The sequence below is a fragment of the Streptomyces sp. NPDC030893 genome, assembly GCF_055571535.1.
Window position 1 is genome coordinate 268328 of sequence record NZ_JBVIFC010000006.1, and the last position, 17389, is coordinate 285716.

Here is a 17389-nt window from a genome sequence, read left to right on the forward strand (position 1 = left end):
TTTCAGGGGGGAGTCCCCATCCCCCCAAGTGAAACTTCGGGCCCAACAAGGAGAGCAGGGAACTCAGATGGCGGAGCTCACGATCCGGCCGGAGGAGATCCGGGACGCGCTGGAGAATTTCATCCAGTCGTACAAGCCGGACGCGGCCTCGCGCGAGGAGGTCGGTACGGTCACCCTTGCCGGCGACGGCATCGCCAAGGTCGAGGGCCTTCCCTCGGCCATGGCCAACGAACTGCTGAAGTTCGAGGACGGCACCCTCGGCCTCGCCCTCAACCTCGAGGAGCGCGAGATCGGTGCCATCGTCCTCGGTGAGTTCAGCGGCATCGAGGAGGGCCAGCCGGTCTCCCGCACCGGCGAGGTGCTGTCCGTCGCGGTCGGCGAGGGCTACCTCGGCCGTGTGGTCGACCCGCTCGGCAACCCGATCGACGGCCTCGGCGAGATCGAGACCGAGGGCCGCCGCGCCCTCGAACTGCAGGCCCCCACGGTCATGCAGCGCAAGTCGGTGCACGAGCCGATGGAGACGGGCTACAAGGCCGTCGACGCCATGACCCCGATCGGCCGTGGTCAGCGTCAGCTGATCATCGGCGACCGCCAGACCGGCAAGACCGCCCTGGCCGTCGACACGATCATCAACCAGCGTGACAACTGGCGCACCGGCGACCCGAAGAAGCAGGTCCGCTGCATCTACGTCGCCATCGGCCAGAAGGGCTCCACCATCGCGTCGGTCCGCCGCGCGCTGGAGGAGAACGGCGCGCTGGAGTACACGACCATCGTCGCCGCCCCGGCGTCCGACCCGGCCGGCTTCAAGTACCTGGCGCCGTACACCGGTTCGGCCATCGGTCAGCAGTGGATGTACGAGGGCAAGCACGTCCTGATCATCTTCGACGACCTGTCGAAGCAGGCCGACGCCTACCGTGCCGTGTCCCTGCTGCTGCGCCGCCCGCCGGGCCGTGAGGCCTACCCGGGTGACGTCTTCTACCTGCACTCCCGTCTGCTGGAGCGCTGCGCCAAGCTCTCCGACGACATGGGCGCGGGCTCGATGACCGGTCTGCCGATCGTCGAGACCAAGGCCAACGACGTGTCGGCGTTCATCCCGACCAACGTCATCTCCATCACCGACGGCCAGTGCTTCCTGGAGTCGGACCTGTTCAACGCCGGTCAGCGCCCCGCGCTGAACGTCGGTATCTCCGTCTCCCGAGTCGGTGGTTCCGCCCAGCACAAGGCGATGCGACAGGTCTCCGGCCGTCTGCGCGTGGACCTCGCCCAGTTCCGCGAGCTGGAGGCGTTCGCCGCCTTCGGTTCCGACCTGGACGCCGCGTCCAAGGCGCAGCTGGAGCGCGGTCAGCGCATGGTCGAGCTGCTGAAGCAGAACCAGTACGAGCCGATGGCCACCGAGGACCAGGTCGTCTCCGTCTGGGCCGGCACCACCGGCAAGATGGACGAGGTGCCGGTCGCCGACATCCGCCGCTTCGAGAAGGAGCTCCTGGAGTACCTGCACCGCAAGGAGCAGGGCCTCATGACCTCCATCCGTGAGGGCGCCAAGATGTCGGACGACACGATCCAGGCGGTCGCCGACGCGGTGGCGGAGTTCAAGAAGCAGTTCGAGACCAGCGACGGCAAGCTGCTCGGCGAGGACGCCCCGTCCGCCGCCAAGTGACGTAAGGAAGGGACCTGACTCATGGGAGCCCAGCTCCGGGTCTACAAGCGTCGCATCCGATCCGTCACCGCGACCAAGAAGATCACCAAGGCGATGGAGATGATCGCCGCCTCGCGCGTCGTCAAGGCGCAGCGCAAGGTGGCGGCCTCCACGCCGTACGCGCAGGAGCTCACCCGCGCGGTCACGGCGGTCGGAACCGGTTCGGACACCAAGCACCCGCTCACCACGGAGGCGGAGAGCCCGACCCGTACCGCGGTCCTGCTCCTCACGAGCGACCGCGGACTGGCCGGCGCCTTCAACGCCAACGCCATCAAGGCGGCGGAGCAGCTGACCGAGCGCCTGGAGCGCGAGGGCAAGGAGGTCGACACGTACATCGTCGGCCGCCGCGGTGTGGCCCACTACAACTTCCGTGAGCGCAAGATCGCGGAGACGTTCACGGGCTTCACCGACGAGCCCTCGTACGCGGACGCCAAGAAGGTCGCGGCCCCGCTGATCGAGGCGCTCGAGACGGAGACGGCGGACGGCGGCGTGGACGAGCTCCACATCGTCTACACCGAGTTCGTGTCGATGATGACGCAGACGGCGGTCGACTCCCGGATGCTTCCGCTGCGCCTCGAAGAGGTCGCGGCGGAGAGCACCACCAAGGACGAGATCCTGCCGCTGTACGACTTCGAGCCCTCGGCGGAGGACGTCCTCGACGCGCTGCTGCCGCGGTACGTCGAGAGCCGGATCTACAACGCGCTGCTCCAGTCGGCCGCTTCGAAGCACGCCGCCACGCGGCGCGCGATGAAGTCGGCCACCGACAACGCGGGCGAGCTGATCAACACGCTCTCCCGTCTTGCCAACGCGGCCCGCCAGGCCGAAATCACCCAGGAAATCAGCGAGATCGTCGGTGGCGCCAGTGCCCTGGCCGACGCGAACGCGGGGAGTGACAACTAATGACCACCACTGTTGAGACCGCGACGGCTACGGGCCGCGTCGCCCGGGTCATCGGCCCGGTCGTCGACGTGGAGTTCCCCGTCGACGCCATGCCGGACATCTACAACGCGCTGCACGTCCAGGTCGCCGACCCGGCCAAGGAGGGCGAGCTCAAGACGCTGACCCTCGAGGTCGCCCAGCACCTGGGTGACGGCCTGGTCCGCACCATCTCCATGCAGCCCACCGACGGTCTGGTCCGCCAGGCCCCGGTGACCGACACCGGCTCCTCGATCTCCGTGCCGGTCGGCGACTTCACCACCGGCAAGGTGTTCAACACCCTCGGTGAGGTGCTGAACGTCGACGAGGAGTACACCGGCGAGCGCTGGCCGATCCACCGCAAGGCGCCCAACTTCGACGAGCTCGAGTCGAAGACCGAGATGTTCGAGACCGGCGTCAAGGTCATCGACCTTCTCACCCCGTACGTCAAGGGTGGAAAGATCGGTCTGTTCGGCGGTGCCGGCGTCGGCAAGACGGTGCTCATCCAGGAGATGATCTACCGCGTCGCCAACAACCACGACGGTGTGTCGGTGTTCGCCGGTGTCGGTGAGCGCACCCGTGAGGGCAACGACCTCATCGACGAGATGAGCGAGTCGGGCGTCATCGACAAGACGGCGCTCGTCTTCGGCCAGATGGACGAGCCCCCGGGCACCCGTCTGCGCGTGGCCCTGGCCGGTCTGACCATGGCGGAGTACTTCCGCGATGTGCAGAAGCAGGACGTGCTGTTCTTCATCGACAACATCTTCCGCTTCACCCAGGCCGGTTCCGAGGTGTCGACCCTGCTCGGCCGTATGCCCTCCGCGGTGGGCTACCAGCCGAACCTGGCCGACGAGATGGGTCTCCTCCAGGAGCGCATCACCTCGACCCGTGGTCACTCGATCACCTCGATGCAGGCGATCTACGTCCCCGCGGACGACCTGACCGACCCGGCCCCGGCCACCACCTTCGCCCACCTCGACGCGACGACGGTGCTCTCCCGTCCGATCTCGGAGAAGGGCATCTACCCGGCCGTGGACCCGCTGGACTCGACGTCCCGCATCCTCGACCCGCGGTACATCGCGGCGGACCACTACCAGGCCGCGATGCGCGTGAAGAACATCCTGCAGAAGTACAAGGACCTGCAGGACATCATCGCGATCCTCGGTATCGACGAGCTCGGCGAGGAGGACAAGCTCGTCGTCCACCGTGCCCGTCGCGTGGAGCGCTTCCTGTCCCAGAACACCCACGTCGCCAAGCAGTTCACCGGCGTGGACGGTTCGGACGTGCCGCTGGACGAGTCGATCGCCGCGTTCAACGCGATCTGCGACGGCGAGTACGACCACTTCCCGGAGCAGGCGTTCTTCATGTGCGGTGGCATCGAGGACCTGAAGAAGAACGCGAAGGAGCTGGGCGTCTCCTGACTCCCGGGTTCTGAGACGAGCCTCACGGCTCGTCCTTGAGGGGGCGGGCGCGTCCCGCCCCCTCTTCGACCACTAGACTTGTAACCAACACCCGGCACAACCGCCGGGTGGTGACCCGAGGAGCCACCTTGGCTGCTGAGCTGCACGTCGCGCTGGTCGCGGCCGACCGAGAGGTCTGGTCCGGCGAGGCCACCCTGGTCGTCGCGCGCACCACGTCCGGCGACATCGGCGTCATGCCCGGTCACCAGCCGCTGCTCGGTGTGCTGGAGTCGGGCCCGGTGACCATCCGTACGCCCGAGGGCGAGACGGTCGTCGCCGCGGTGCACGGCGGTTTCATCTCGTTCGCCGACAACAAGCTGTCGCTGCTGGCGGAGACCGCCGAGCTGGCCGACGAGATCGACCTCCAGAGCGTGGAGCGGGAGCTCGCCCGTGCGAAGTCGGAGGACGACACCGAGGGCCAGCGCCGCGCGGATGTCCGTCTGCGGGCGGCGACGGCGGGGCGCTGACCCCGACGAGGTGCGATGACGTCACTCAGCCGCGACCGGCACCGGAGCGATCCGGAGCCGGTCGCGGCTGAGGCAGATCTGGATGATTTTTCCGTTCCGTTACCTAGGAGACGAGGAGGTCGGTGTCGATGGTCCTCGCTCTGACTGTGTGCGGAATTGTCGTGGTGCTCGTGGTGGTGGGGCTCTTCGTCTTCGGCCTGAGGCGCCGGCTCATCCAGCGCTCCGGCGGCACCTTCGACTGCAGCCTGCGCTGGGACGCCCCCGAGGCCGCCGGTGACTCCGGCGGCAAGGGCTGGGCGTACGGGGTGGCCCGCTACAACGGCGACCGGGTCGAGTGGTTCCGCGTCTTCTCGTACGCGCCCCGCCCGCGCCGCATCCTGGAGCGCTCCGCCATCGAGGTGGCCGGCCGCCGCGTCCCCGAGGGCGAGGAGGAGCTGGCGCTGCTGTCGGACGCGGTGATCCTCGCCTGTCTGCACCGGGGCACGCGCCTGGAGCTCGCGATGAGCGAGGACGCGCTGACCGGTTTCCTGGCGTGGCTGGAGGCGGCCCCGCCCGGACAGAGGGTGAACGTGGCGTAGGCCCGGTCGGCGGGCCGTGCCGGAACAGGGGAAACGCCCCCGGACGAGTGAGTCCGGGGGCGTTTCCTTGTAGCTTGCGGGCCTTCGTTGCCGTGTCGGCTACTTCAGTCCGCTGTCGATGGCGCTCACCAGTTCACCGTTGGCGGTGTCTCCGCTGAACTCCCAGAAGAAGGCGCCGCCCAGGCCCTGGTTCTTCGACCAGGCCATCTTCGACTTCACGGTGGCCGGGGTGTCGTACGACCACCAGTTCTGGCCGCAGTGGGCGTACGCGGTGCCCGCGACGGTGCCGGTGGCCGGGCAACTGTTCTTGAGGACCTTGTAGTCCTCGATGCCCGCCTCGTAGGTGCCGGCCGCGGGGCCGGTCGCCGTGCCGCCCGGCGCGGACTGCGTGACGCCGGTCCAGCCGCGGCCGTAGAAGCCGATGCCCAGCAGCAGCTTGCTCGCCGGGACGCCCGCGGCCTTGAACTTCGCGATCGCCTCGGCGGAGTTGAAGCCCTGCTGCGGGATGCCGTCGTACGAGGTCAGCGGCGAGTGCGGAGCGGTGGGACCGTTCTTCGCCCAGGCGCCGAAGAAGTCGTACGTCATCACGTTGTACCAGTCGATGTACTTCGCGGCCTCGCCGTAGTCGGCGGCTTCGATCTTGCCGCCGTCGGAGGCGTCGGCGGTGACGGCCGCGGTGACCAGGTCGTCGCCGAACTCGGCGCGCATGGCTTTCATCATGGTGCTGAAGGCGTTCTTCGCGCTGGTGGTGTCACAGCTGAGACCACAGGCGTTCGGGTACTCCCAGTCCAGGTCGATGCCGTCGAAGACATCGGCCCAGCGCGGGTCCTCGACCAGGTCGTGGCAGGACTTGGCGAAGGCGGCCGGGTTCTTGACCGCGTCGGGGAAGCCGCCGGACCAGGTCCAGCCGCCGAAGGAGAACAGCACCTTGATGTGCGGGTACTGGGCCTTCAGCTTGCGCAGCTGGTTGAAGTTGCCGCGCAGCGGCTGGTCCCAGGTGTCGGCGACGCCGTCGACGGACTGGTCGGCGGTGTAGGCCTTGTCGTAGTCGGCGTAGGCGTCACCGATGGTGCACTTGCCGCCCTGGACGTTGCCGAAGGCGTAGTTGATGTGCGTGATCTTCTCGGCGGACCCGGAGGTGACCAGGTTCTTCACGTGGTAGTTGCGCCCGTAGACGCCCCAGTTGGTGAAGTAGCCGAGCTTGACCTGGTCGCCGACGGGCGGGTCCCCGCCGCCGTCGCCGGTGGTGGTCACCTTCACCGCGCCGCTGACCGGACCGGTCTGGTCGGCGGTGTCACGGGCCTGCACGGTGTAGGAGTAGTCGGTGCCCTTGGAGAGACCGGTGTCCGTGTGCGTGGTGCCGGTCACCGTGGCGACCTTGGTGCCGTCGCGCAGGACGTCGTAGTTCTTGACGCCCTTGTCGTCGGTCGCCGCCGCCCAGGACAGCTTCACCGAGGTGTCGGTGACGTCCGAGGCGGTCGGGGTGCCGGGCGCGGAGGGGGCCTCGTCGCCGGGGACGCTGCCGCCGTCGCAGCTGCCGCCGTTGAGCTTGCAGCCGGACGGGTCGCCGCTGCCGCTGCCGTTGAAGCCGAAGCTGACCGACGCCCCGGGGGCGAGGGTGCCGTTCCAGCCGACGTTCTTGGCGGTCCAGTGGTCACCGGAGTTGGTGACCGTGGCGTCCCAGGCGGAGGTGACCTTGGTACCGGAGGGGAAGTCCCACTCGATGGTCCAGGAGTTGATGGTGGTGGTGCCGGTGTTCTTCACCGTCCACTTGCCGCCGAAGCCGTTGCCCCAGTCCTGGGTCTTGACGTAGGTGGCGGTCGCCGAGGTCGCGGCCTGGGCGGGGCTTGCGAGGCCGACGAGGCCGGCGACGGGAAGCAGCAGGGTCGCGAACCCTGCGGCGGCTCTGTGTCTGAAGCGCATGGTGCGCCTCCTTATGGGGAGAAGCCGTCGTGGACGTGACTGAGCCATCACGCCCGCAGTGCCGCGAGAATAGAAAGGTCTGGACCACGGGTCAATAGGTCTGGACCACTGTGCCGCCGGTTCGTCCCGGACGCCCGCTAGATTCCCAACTCCTGCGCCAGCACCGCCGCTTGCACCCGGCTGCGCAGCTCCAGCTTCCCCAGCAGGCGGCTGACGTGCGTCTTCACCGTGGCCTCCGCCATGCCGAGCCGTACCCCGATGTCCGCGTTGGACAGCCCCTCGCCGAGACACGACAGCACCTCGCGCTCACGCCGGGTCAGGGAGTCCAGCACCGCCGGATCGCCCGTCGCCGGACGCGTGGGCTTCGCGGCGAACTCGGCGATCAGCCGCCGGGTGACGGCCGGGGCGACGATGCCCTCACCGGCCGCCACCGTGCGCACCGCCGTGATGAGGTCCTTCGCCTCCGTGTTCTTCAGCAGGAACCCGGCCGCCCCCGCCCGCAGCGCCCCGAACACGTACTCGTCGAGGTCGAAGGTGGTCAGCACGAGCACGTCGGCGAGCCCCTCGCCGACCACCTGCCGGGTCGCCGACACCCCGTCCAGGCGCGGCATCTGCACATCCATCAGCACCACGTCGGGCCGCAGCTCACGGGCGAGTGCCACCGCCCGCTCGCCGTCGCCCGCCTCGCCAACCACTTCGATGTCGGGCGCGCTGCGCAGGATCAGCACCAGTCCGGCGCGGACGGCGGACTGGTCCTCGGCGACCAGGACGCGGATCATCAGGTGTCTCCTTGTACGGCGTCGGTGACGGGGAGGGTGGCGCGCACCACCCACAGCGTGCCCTGCGGGGCGTTCTCCGGACCGGCCTCGAACGTGCCGTCCAGCAGCGCCACCCGCTCCCGCATGCCCACCAGGCCGGCCCCCGACCCCGGCGCGCGCGGGGTGTCCCGCCCGCCGTAGGGACTGCTCACCCGGATGTCGAGGGCCTCGGGCGGGCGGCGCAGGCACACGGTGACCTTCCCCGGCGCGGCATGCTTCAGCGCGTTCGTCAGCGACTCCTGCACGATCCGGTACGCGGCGAGTTCGACCGGTGCCGGGACGTCGCCGCAGGACGCGTCGAGGGTGACGTCCAGGCCGTTGGCGCGGGCGCCCTCGACCAGGGCGCCGAGGCCGTCGAGCGTGGGGGTCGCCGCCGGTTCCCGGTCGCCCTCCCCGTCGCGCAGGATGCCGATGAGGCGTCGCATTTCGGACAGTCCTTGGACGCTGTTCTCCCGGATCACACCGAGCGCCTCCCTGGAGGTCGCGGGGTCGTCCAGGGAGAGGGCGGCCGTGGAGTGGATCGCGATCGCGGAGAGGTGGTTGGCGACCATGTCGTGCAACTCGCGCGCCATGCGGGCACGTTCCGCGGTGACCGCCTGGGTGCGGTCCATCTCCGAGAGCAGCGCGGTCTGTTCGGCCCGCAGCCGGGCGGCGTCGGCGGCGTCGCGGTGGCTGCGCACGATGAGACCGGTCGACGCGGGCGCGAACGTCACGGCGGCGACGACGAGTCCGATCAGCAGCGCCTCCGGCACCCGCCACACGGCGTAGGGGACGAGCGTCGCCGCGATCGTGACCATGCCGGTGATCCGGGGCAGACGGCGGGCGGTGGCGGGCGTGCCGTACACGACGGCGGCGTACATCAGGTCCGTGTACATCACGATCGTGGCGATGCTGCCCCGGGTCATGACGTCCGCGGCCAGCGCCAGCGTGCCGGCCAGCAGGGCGGTGCGCGGGGCGGTGCGGCGCAGCAGTTCGCAGCCGGCGGTCACCGCGAGCGGCACCAGGGGCGCCCAGCGGCTGTCGAAGAGCACCACCGGGTCGTCGTCCGGCCGGACGCCCAGCCCGAACGCCCACAGGAGCAGCCCGCCGGCGAGTCCGGAGAGCGCCACCCACACGTCGAAGCGGGGAGGTCGGGGCGGTCGAAGGGCCATGGCACCATCCAACACGGTGCGCGCGCCCGGTGCCTGATCCGGGGGGACGGTCCTGGACTGCATCTTTCGATGTACGGCGAGTTCACCGGTGGCGACGACGCCCCGGGCCGATCCGGACGGGAGCCTGGAAGGGTGACCGAGAGGAGCGAACCGTGATCGTCGCATTGATCGCCGCCTGTGAGATCGGCTTCTGGGTGCTGCTGGCCGCCGGACTGGCCTTCCGCTACCTGCTGAAGATGCCGCGCACCGGCCTGGCGCTGCTGCTGTGCGAGCCGCTGCTGGAGGTCGTGCTGCTGGTCGTCACCGCCCTGGACCTGAAGAACGGCGCCGAGCCGAACTGGACGCACGGGCTGGCCGCGCTGTACATCGGCTACACCGTGGGCCACGGCCACCGCACGGTGAAGTGGCTCGACGGACACGCCGCCCACCGCCTGGGCGGCGCGCCCAGGCCGCTCGGCCCACCGCGCCACGGCATGGCCCGCGCCCGGCACGAGGGCAAGGTGTGGCTGGGCACGCTGCTCGGCGCCGCCGTGGCGACCGTGCTGCTCCAGGCCGCCATGTGGTACGTCGACGACCCGAGCCGCATCGGCTCCCTGGAGAGCTGGCAGTCCCTGGCCTGGCGCGTGACCGCCATCCACGGCGTCATCGCGCTCACGTACGCGATCTGGCCGAAGAAGGCCCCGGCCGGCACGACGGCCGGGCAGGAGCGGGAGCAGGAGCAGCGGGAGCGGGCGGGCCGCTGAGGCCCGCCCGAACCCGGGCCCCGCGAGCCGGATCCGGATCCGGGGCTAGCGCTCCCCGCCCGGCACCCACAGCACGTCGCCGGTCTGCTCGTTGGCGATGCGGGCCAGGATGAACAGCAGGTCGGAGAGGCGGTTGAGGTAGGTGGCGGTGAGGGGGTTCATGGTCTCGCCGTGCACCTCCATCGCCGCCCAGGTGGACCGCTCGGCCCGGCGCACGACCGTGCAGGCCTGGTGGAGCAGGGCCGCGCCCGCGGTGCCGCCGGGCAGGATGAAGGAGCGCAGCTTCTCCAGCCGTTCGTTGAAGCGGTCGCAGTCCGCCTCCAGCCGGTCGACGTAGAACTGCTCGACCCGCAGCGGCGGATACTCCGGGTTCTCCGCCACCGGCGTCGACAGGTCGGCGCCCACGTCGAACAGGTCGTTCTGCACGCGGGTGAGGACCTGTACGACCTCCTCCTCGAGCCCGCCCAGCGCGATCGCCGTACCGATCACCGCGTTCGCCTCGTTGGCGTCGGCGTAGGCGGAGATCCGCAGGTCGGTCTTGGCGACCCGGCTCATGTCACCGAGGTGGGTGGTGCCCTTGTCGCCGGTACGGGTGTAGATGCGTGTCAGGTTGACCATGGAGCCAGCCTAGTGTGATGTCCGTCATGTGAGACGTGACGCGCGTTACTTACCGGTCACAGAGCCCCTCCCGCCCGCTAATGTCCGCTCCTGGAGAACAAGACAGCGCGTATCAGGGGAGTCGCACAGTGGCACGCAAGCTCGCCGTCATCGGGGCCGGTCTCATGGGGTCCGGCATCGCCCAGGTCTCCGCTCAGGCGGGCTGGGACGTCGTCCTGCGCGACGTCACCGACGAGGCGCTGACGCGGGGCACCGACGGGATCAAGGCGTCGTACGACAAGTTCGTCGCCAAGGGCAAGCTGGAGGCGCACGACGCCGACGCCGCCCTCGCCCGGATCACCGCGACCACCGACCTGGACGCCTGCGCGGACGCCGACGTCGTCGTCGAGGCCGTGTTCGAGAAGCTCGAGGTCAAGCACGAGATCTTCCGGGCGCTCGACAAGATCGTGCGCGAGGACGCCGTACTCGCCTCCAACACCTCCGCCATCCCGATCACCAAGATCGCGGCCGCGACGGAGCGCCCGGAGCGGGTCGTCGGCGCCCACTTCTTCTCGCCGGTGCCGATGATGCGGCTGTGCGAGCTGGTCCGCGGCTACAAGACGAGCGACGAAACCCTCGCCAAGGCCCGGGAGTTCGCCGAGTCGGTCGGCAAGACCTGCATCGTCGTCAACCGTGACGTCGCCGGCTTCGTCACCACCCGCCTGATCGCCGCCCTCGTCGTCGAGGCCGCCAAACTGTACGAGTCGGGCGTGGCGAGCGCTGAGGACATCGACCTCGCCTGCAAGCTGGGCTTCGGCCACGCCATGGGGCCGCTGGCCACCGCCGACCTCACCGGCGTCGACATCCTGCTGCACGCCACGGACAACATCTACACCGAGTCCCAGGACGAGAAGTTCGCCGCTCCCGAGCTGATGCGCCGGATGGTTGACGCCGGTGACATCGGGCGCAAGAGCGGGCAGGGCTTCTACGAGCACTGACACCGCGCACTCGCCCCGGCGTGCATCACACGCCGGGGTGAATTCGGTATCGGTTCGCTTACAGGCAGCAACCTCTGCGGGCGCCACGCAGTCAGAGCTTGCAATACCGGCCTTGGATGAACACTTACGGAGCACGAGACGGATCACGGGGAGCGCATATGCACATCAGGGGCGACCACGCCGAACTGGTCGTCGGGGGCCGCCTCGACGTCCGCAGCGCGGCGGACGCCCGTACGGTCCTGCACTCGGCCGTCGACGACGGAGTCGGCGACCTGGTCCTGGACCTGTCCGAACTGGACTCCTGGGACGCCACCGGACTCGGCGTGATCATGGGAGCCCACCGACGGGCCGGCCGCTGCGGCCGGCGCCTGGTGCTGCGCGACGTACCGCCGCAGATGCAGCGCCTGTTGGTGGCCACCCGGCTGCACCGCATCCTGGCGATCGAGGGGGGCATCGGGGTGGACACACTGCCCCGTGTGTGAGGCCGTCACGGATGCGCGGCGCACGACCCGCGGACCCGGGCCGGCCTCGGCGAACCGTGCGACCGGCGCACAATCCTCACGAGACTGTGACGTCTCGGACCGCGCGGCACCCCGGACTGTCGTAGATACTGAGCGAAGGTTTAGGGTTCGGCTGCCCGCTGCCTTGCAACCCTCGAGCGGGCCCGGACCAGAAGCGACAGCGCGGTGTGCAGCGAGGCCGGGGAGGGCTTCAGCCACGACGCTTTTGGGGGCTAGGACCTATGGACCCGAACAACCCGGGACCCGAGGAGTACGGCCATGACGGCGACGGCGGCGCGCCGCGTCAGCGTCCTCCCCGGGAATCCCTCACCGCCGACTTCGGACAGCACGCGCCCGCGCTCGCCCGCACGGTGCAGCTGGTCTCCGGCGACTTCCTGCTGACCGTCAACCCCGTCGACGGCAGCGAGATCGAGCCCTGCCCGCCCGCCGAACGGCCGGCCCGCCCCGTGAAGCTCACCGGGGCCGAGCGCGCCGAGGTCGAGCGCGCCGCGGCGCCGCCCGTCCCGCCCGGGCCCGCACAGCCCACGCTGCCGCTGCTGGCCCGCCAGGACGAGCGCGAGAAGCTGGTCCGGCTGCTCGCCCGCGGCCGCTCCGTACGCCTCACCGGCCCGGGCGGCTCCGGCCGCACCCGGCTGCTCGACGTCGTCGCCGAGGACTGCGCGGACCTCGCGCCCGACGGCGTGATCCGGCTGAACGGCCTGCGCCGCTCCGCCGACGACCTGCTGCACGACCTCTTCTACGCCGTCCACGACGCGCCCCTGCACCGCCCCGAGCGGGACGAACTCGTCGAGCACGTCCGGGAGATCGGCGCCGTCGTCGTCCTGGACGACCTCGAACTCGGCGGTCCCGCGCTCGACGAACTGCTGGACGCCACCCCCGAATGCGCCTTCCTGTTCGGCGCCGCACCCGAGGTGCCCGAGCCGTCCGCCGACGCCGGCATCGAGGAGGTCGCCCTCCCCGGCCTCGAACGGGCGGACGGACTCGACCTGCTCGAACACGCCGTCGGCCGCCGCCTCACCGAGGAGGAGTCGAACTGGGCCGGCGACCTCTGGTTCGAGTCCGAGGGACTGCCGCTGCGCTTCGTCCAGGCCGGCGCCCTGCTGCGGCAGCGCGACCGGCTGCGGGCCGGCGCCGGCGCCGTCGACGAGTTCGGCGTCTTCGAGGACGCACGGCCCGACGAGACCCCCTACGACCCCGCCGACGACGTCAGCGATGACGTACCGCTGCCCTCGCTCGGCGAGGCCGCCGCACCCGCCCCGCTGCTCGCCTCCCGGCTCAGCGCCTCCGCCCGCGCCACCCTGCGGTTCGCCGTCGCGCTCGGCGGCGAGGTGCCCCACCAGGCGCACCTGCCCGCCCTGGTGGGCGACACCCACGCCGACGCCGCCCTCGGCGAGCTGGCCGGCTGCGGGCTGGTCTCCCCGGCCGGCTCCCGCTACCGGCTCGCCGCCGGGGTCCAGGCCCAGCTGGAGGCCGCCGGGTACGCCGACGAGGCCGAGGCCCAGGTCCGTGCCGCCGCCCAGCACTACGCCTGGTGGACCGGGCACCCCTCGGTCACCCCGGAACGGGTGTGCGCCGAGGCCGACGCGGTCCTCGCCGCGCTCGCCGTGCTGTCGCCGCTCACCTCGGCCACCACCGAGGGCGAGCCCAGCACCGCCGTACAGCTCGCCCGCACCGCCGCGCCCGCGTTCGCCTCGGGACTGCACTGGAGCGCCTGGGAACGGGCGCTGCGGGCCGGTGCGGAGGCCGCCCGGCTCGCCGGTGACGTCGGCGAGGAGGCCTACTTCCACCACGAGCTCGGCATCCACGCGCTGTGCGCCGGACAGCTCGACCGGGCGCGCGCCGAACTGGAGGCGTCCATCGGGCTGCGCGGCGCCCTCGCCGACAAGCGCGGCACCGTCGCCGGGCGCCGGGCCCTCGCCCTGGTCGCCGACCGCTCCGGCACTCCGCCGGCGTTCGCGCCGACGGCGGGCGAGGAGGTGCCCGAGGCCCACGTCGAGGAGTCGGCCTCACCGCCGCGCGGGGTGCCCACGGCGTTCCCGGCGCTCCAGCCGCCCGCCGACACCGCCCTGGTCATCGGCCGCACCCTGCCCTCGCCGGCCGCACCGCCGGCCAGGGCGGGCGGCGGCCTGAAGGGCCTGGCCAAGCGCAATCTGGTCGCGGCCGGCGCGGGCGCGCTGCTCGTCGCCGTGCTGGGCACGGTGGTCACCCTCGGCGCCACCTCCGAGAACGACGCCGGCACACCGTCGGAGAACGTCGGCGTCAACCCGTCCGCCAGCCAGGGCGTCGACGACGGCAGCCTCGGCGCGGACCCGGCGGCGGGGGGCGACGGCGGTGACACCGGCGACGCCACCAGCCGGCCCACCGACCCGGGCCCGGACGGCACCCCGGGCACGTCGGACGACCCGACACCGACGGCGGGGGATTCGGACGAGCCGTCGGACGACGCGAGCGGGACGACGGAGCCGGACGGTCCGTCGACGTCGCCGTCCCGGTCGCAGACCTCCCAGCCCACGAAGACGTCCAAGCCGTCCACCCCAACCTCGCCCGATCCGAGCGACACCGAGCCGGAGCCGACCGAGACCGAGACCACGCCGGAGCCGACCGAGACGGAGACCACGACGCCGGAGGAACCGTCCACCAGCGACTCCGCGAGCGGCCCGGTCTCCTCCGACCCCGTGGAGACGAACACCTCCGCAAGCGCCCCGCAGGGCGGCGACACGGGGACGCCCAGCGACCCGGAGACGGTGATCTGACCCCTCGCGGGCACGCGCAAGGGCCGGATCCCACGATGGAATCCGGCCCTTGATCCCGACGGCGTCCCGCGGCTCAGAAAAGCCGCAGCTTGTCGTCCTCGATGCCGCGCAGCGCGTCGTAGTCGAGGACCTGGCAGCCGATGCCCCGGTCGGTCGCCAGGACCCGGGCCTGCGGCTTGATCTCCTGGGCGGCGAACACCCCGCGCACCGGCGCGAGATGGGGGTCGCGGTTCAGCAGCTCCAGGTAGCGCGTGAGCTGTTCCACGCCGTCGATCTCGCCGCGCCGCTTGATCTCCACGGCGACGGTCTGCCCCTCGGCGTCCCGGCACAGGATGTCGACCGGTCCGATCGCCGTCATGTACTCGCGGCGGATGAGGGTGTAGCCCTCGCCGAGGGTCTCGATACGGTCGGCGAGCAGCTCCTGGAGGTGCGCTTCCACGCCGTCCTTGATCAGGCCGGGATCGACGCCCAGTTCGTGCGAGGAGTCGTGGAGGATCTCCTCCATCGTGATGATGAGCTTCTCGCCCGCCTTGTTGACGACGGTCCAGACGCCCTCTTCCTCGCCGGTGCCCTCCTTCAGCGTGCAGGGCGGCGACATCCAGTTCAAGGGCTTGTAGGCCCGGTCGTCGGCGTGGATCGACACGCTGCCGTCGGCCTTGACGAGGATCAGACGGGGTGCCGTGGGCAGGTGCGCGGTGAGCCGCCCGGCGTAGTCCACGGAGCAGCGGGCAATGACGAGACGCATGGTCGGCAACGCTACTCGACCGGCGGGGGTCGATGCGATTCGCCCTCACAGCCGCCCCGTACGACCCCTGTGGCGCGTCCTGTATCTCCTGGAAAACGCGTGTTCCGCGATGGCCGGATACCGGCCCACAGGAAGTCCCGCATCCGGGCATTCGCCTGGTGCCGTCACCGTCCGTTGCTTACGGTATTGAACGGGAGGTCGCGAACTGTGTACGCAGCGTGTCCGATATCGCGCACTCCCTTATCTGTCAGGCAACCCCTGTTCGTTGGGGGTGCGAGAGGAGAACCCATGTCGCTCGACGTCTCACCGGCCCTACTCGAGAAGGCCGAGCGAGGCGAGGTCGACGAAGCAGAATTCGTCGACTGCGTCCGGACCTCCCTGCCCTACGCATGGGAGATGATCAGCTCCCTGGTGGCCCAGCTGAAGGTGGACGGCGGAGACTTCGCCGACAACCAGACGCCCCCGCCGGACGAGCAGGCACGCGGTCAGCTGCTGCGTGCGCTCGCGAGTGACGCGATACGCGGCGCGCTGCAACGGCACTTCGGTGTACGGCTGGCCTTCCAGAACTGCCACCGGGTGGCCGTGTTCCCGCTTGACTCCTCGGTCGACGAGACGCTGGCCCGCTTCACCTCGGTGCGCAATCAGCTGCTGAACCAGTCGCCGGAACTGCGCGACTGCTGACGCGCCCTCGTGTGCTTGCCGCTCCGTACGCGGGAGGTGCGGTTGTACCGGGGCGGCAAGCCTCCGTGACACCCTGGCTCACCTAGGTGAGCTGGGGGAGTACCTCGGCGCCCAGCCGTCGTACGTTCTCCTCCGTGGCCGCCAGGTCGCCGGAGCCCTCGACGAGCAGGGCGAAACGGGAGATGCCGGTCCGCTCGCTGGTGGCGGCGAGCCGGTCGGCGCACAGCCGCGGGGTGCCCACCGGGTGCAGCCCGCAGAGCAGTTCGGTGTACGCCAGCGGGTCGCGCATCTGCCGCGACCGCCCGTCCACCGTGACATGGGCCTCCAGGCCCTGCCGCAGCCAGCCCGGCATCGTCTTCATGAGGGTCTCCGCCGCGTCCGTGCGCCGGTCCGCGATCTGGCAGACGCCGGCCGAGACATGGGACGCCTGGTGGATCTCCCGGGCGGGACGGCCGCTCGCGCGGGCGTGGCTGCGCCACAGGGCGACCATCTCGGCCTTCTCCTCGTCCCCGATGTGCATGCCGAGCAGCATGGGCAGTCCACGCTCGGCGGCCAGCCGTACGCTCGCCGGGGACGTGCAGGCGACCACGACCTCCGGGCCGTCGGTCTCGGTCAGGGACTCCGACGGGCGCGGTACGACGGGCACTTCGCGGAAGCGGTACCGCTCGCCGTCCGCCCCGACGGACGGTTCGCGCAGCCAGCGCACCAGCAGATCGAGTGATTCCGGGAACCCCTTCTCGTACGCCTCCAGGCCCGCCCCGAACACCTCCAGGTCCACCCACGGCCCGCCGCGCCCGAGCCCCAGCGAGAACCGGCCGCCGCTGGTGATGTGCAGCAGCGCGGCCTGTTCGCCGAGGGCGACGGGGTGGACGGTGGGCAGCACGCTGACCGCCGTACCGACCCGCAGCCGGCGGGTGCGGCCGAGCAGCAACGCGGCCAGGGTGACGGCCGACGGGCAGGTGCCGTAGGGCACGAAGTGGTGCTCGGCCAGCCAGACCGTGTCGAGCCCCGCCTCCTCGGCCACCTCGGCCGAGCGGACCGCGCGGTGCAGCGCCTCCCCCTCGCCCTGCCCGGGGAACTGGGCGGCCAACACGAAACTTCCAACGCGCATTGCTTTCCTGCTTCCTTGGCTCCGACGCGGAGCTCCCCCGCAGGGCATAACCGCCCGACACGTGCCGAGGACACGGCCGGGCGAGCGATTTTGCGGATTGTCTGCAGAATGCGTCGCTGTGGGGGCCGCCGCATCGCCACGGAGGGGACTTGTGACGATTGGTTCCGTACGCGTACCCCTGCCCGTGCCGCGTAGGCTGGACGCGAACCCAGCATCCTGTATAGCCCCGTGA

The 17389-nt window shown here is 70.7% G+C and carries 16 protein-coding genes; 10 read left to right on the plus strand and 6 right to left on the minus strand.

What is annotated here, in order from left to right; genetic code table 11:
- The first annotated feature begins 67 nt into the window (after window positions 1–67).
- The 5 genes from atpA (at window position 68) to ACZ434_RS15375 (ending at window position 5116) form a co-directional block, all read left to right on the plus strand.
- A complete protein-coding gene (atpA, locus tag ACZ434_RS15355) occupies window positions 68–1657 on the plus strand; it encodes a F0F1 ATP synthase subunit alpha (protein WP_468455781.1) in 1590 nt (529 codons plus the stop codon).
- A 21-nt stretch (window positions 1658–1678) separates the two neighbouring features.
- The gene (locus tag ACZ434_RS15360; protein WP_468455783.1) at window positions 1679–2596 is read left to right on the plus strand and encodes a F0F1 ATP synthase subunit gamma; all 918 of its coding nucleotides are present in this window, start codon (window positions 1679–1681) and stop codon (window positions 2594–2596) included.
- Window positions 2596–4032, plus strand: a complete 1437-nt coding sequence (gene atpD, locus ACZ434_RS15365) for a F0F1 ATP synthase subunit beta (RefSeq protein ID WP_468455786.1) — start codon at window positions 2596–2598, stop codon at window positions 4030–4032. The genes ACZ434_RS15360 and atpD overlap by 1 nt, the downstream gene beginning before the upstream one ends.
- A gap of 128 nt (window positions 4033–4160) precedes the next feature.
- Window positions 4161–4538 (plus strand): F0F1 ATP synthase subunit epsilon, encoded by a 378-nt coding sequence (locus ACZ434_RS15370; RefSeq protein ID WP_468455788.1) that lies wholly within the window; start codon window positions 4161–4163, stop codon window positions 4536–4538.
- Window positions 4539–4666: 128 nt separating this feature from the next.
- Window positions 4667–5116, plus strand: a complete 450-nt coding sequence (locus ACZ434_RS15375) for a DUF2550 domain-containing protein (protein ID WP_468455790.1) — start codon at window positions 4667–4669, stop codon at window positions 5114–5116.
- Between the two features lie 99 nt (window positions 5117–5215).
- Here the strand turns inward: ACZ434_RS15375 and ACZ434_RS15380 are convergent, their stop codons facing one another.
- The 3 genes from ACZ434_RS15380 to ACZ434_RS15390 form a co-directional block, all read right to left on the minus strand.
- Window positions 5216–7039 (minus strand): glycosyl hydrolase family 18 protein, encoded by a 1824-nt coding sequence (locus tag ACZ434_RS15380; protein WP_468455792.1) that lies wholly within the window; start codon window positions 7037–7039, stop codon window positions 5216–5218.
- 137 nt (window positions 7040–7176) lie between these two features.
- Window positions 7177–7818, minus strand: coding sequence for a response regulator (locus ACZ434_RS15385; RefSeq protein WP_468455794.1), 642 nt, complete (start codon window positions 7816–7818; stop codon window positions 7177–7179).
- Complete coding sequence (locus tag ACZ434_RS15390; protein ID WP_468455797.1) at window positions 7818–9008, minus strand: sensor histidine kinase; 1191 nt, start codon at window positions 9006–9008, stop codon at window positions 7818–7820. The genes ACZ434_RS15385 and ACZ434_RS15390 overlap by 1 nt, the downstream gene beginning before the upstream one ends.
- A 152-nt stretch (window positions 9009–9160) precedes the next feature.
- On the opposite strand from ACZ434_RS15390, the gene ACZ434_RS15395 reads away from it, so the two are divergent.
- Complete coding sequence (locus tag ACZ434_RS15395) at window positions 9161–9751, plus strand: hypothetical protein (protein ID WP_468455799.1); 591 nt, start codon at window positions 9161–9163, stop codon at window positions 9749–9751.
- Window positions 9752–9796: 45 nt separating this feature from the next.
- On the opposite strand, the gene ACZ434_RS15400 is transcribed toward ACZ434_RS15395, so the two are convergent.
- Complete coding sequence (locus ACZ434_RS15400; RefSeq protein WP_468455801.1) at window positions 9797–10369, minus strand: cob(I)yrinic acid a,c-diamide adenosyltransferase; 573 nt, start codon at window positions 10367–10369, stop codon at window positions 9797–9799.
- 128 nt (window positions 10370–10497) lie between these two features.
- On the opposite strand from ACZ434_RS15400, the gene ACZ434_RS15405 reads away from it, so the two are divergent.
- The 3 genes from ACZ434_RS15405 to ACZ434_RS15415 all read left to right on the plus strand — a co-directional run bounded on the left by ACZ434_RS15405 (window position 10498) and on the right by ACZ434_RS15415 (window position 14620).
- Window positions 10498–11346: a 3-hydroxyacyl-CoA dehydrogenase family protein gene (locus ACZ434_RS15405; protein ID WP_468455803.1), complete on the plus strand. Its 849-nt coding sequence runs from the start codon at window positions 10498–10500 to the stop codon at window positions 11344–11346.
- Between the two features lie 158 nt (window positions 11347–11504).
- Entirely contained in the window at window positions 11505–11828 is a 324-nt protein-coding gene (locus tag ACZ434_RS15410) for an STAS domain-containing protein (protein ID WP_019524073.1), read from the plus strand.
- A 260-nt stretch (window positions 11829–12088) separates the two neighbouring features.
- On the plus strand, window positions 12089–14620 hold the full coding sequence (locus ACZ434_RS15415; RefSeq protein WP_468455804.1) for an ATP-binding protein: 2532 nt from the start codon (window positions 12089–12091) through the stop codon (window positions 14618–14620).
- Between the two features lie 73 nt (window positions 14621–14693).
- Here ACZ434_RS15415 and nucS read toward each other — a convergent pair whose 3' ends face one another.
- Complete coding sequence (gene nucS, locus ACZ434_RS15420) at window positions 14694–15365, minus strand: endonuclease NucS (protein WP_468455805.1); 672 nt, start codon at window positions 15363–15365, stop codon at window positions 14694–14696.
- Window positions 15366–15653: 288 nt separating this feature from the next.
- Here nucS and ACZ434_RS15425 point away from each other — a divergent pair, with 288 nt between their 5' ends.
- Entirely contained in the window at window positions 15654–16046 is a 393-nt protein-coding gene (locus tag ACZ434_RS15425; protein WP_468455807.1) for an SCO5389 family protein, read from the plus strand.
- 82 nt (window positions 16047–16128) lie between these two features.
- Here ACZ434_RS15425 and ACZ434_RS15430 read toward each other — a convergent pair whose 3' ends face one another.
- On the minus strand, window positions 16129–17157 hold the full coding sequence (locus ACZ434_RS15430) for an LLM class flavin-dependent oxidoreductase (RefSeq protein ID WP_468455809.1): 1029 nt from the start codon (window positions 17155–17157) through the stop codon (window positions 16129–16131).
- Between the last annotated feature and the right edge of the window lie 232 nt (window positions 17158–17389).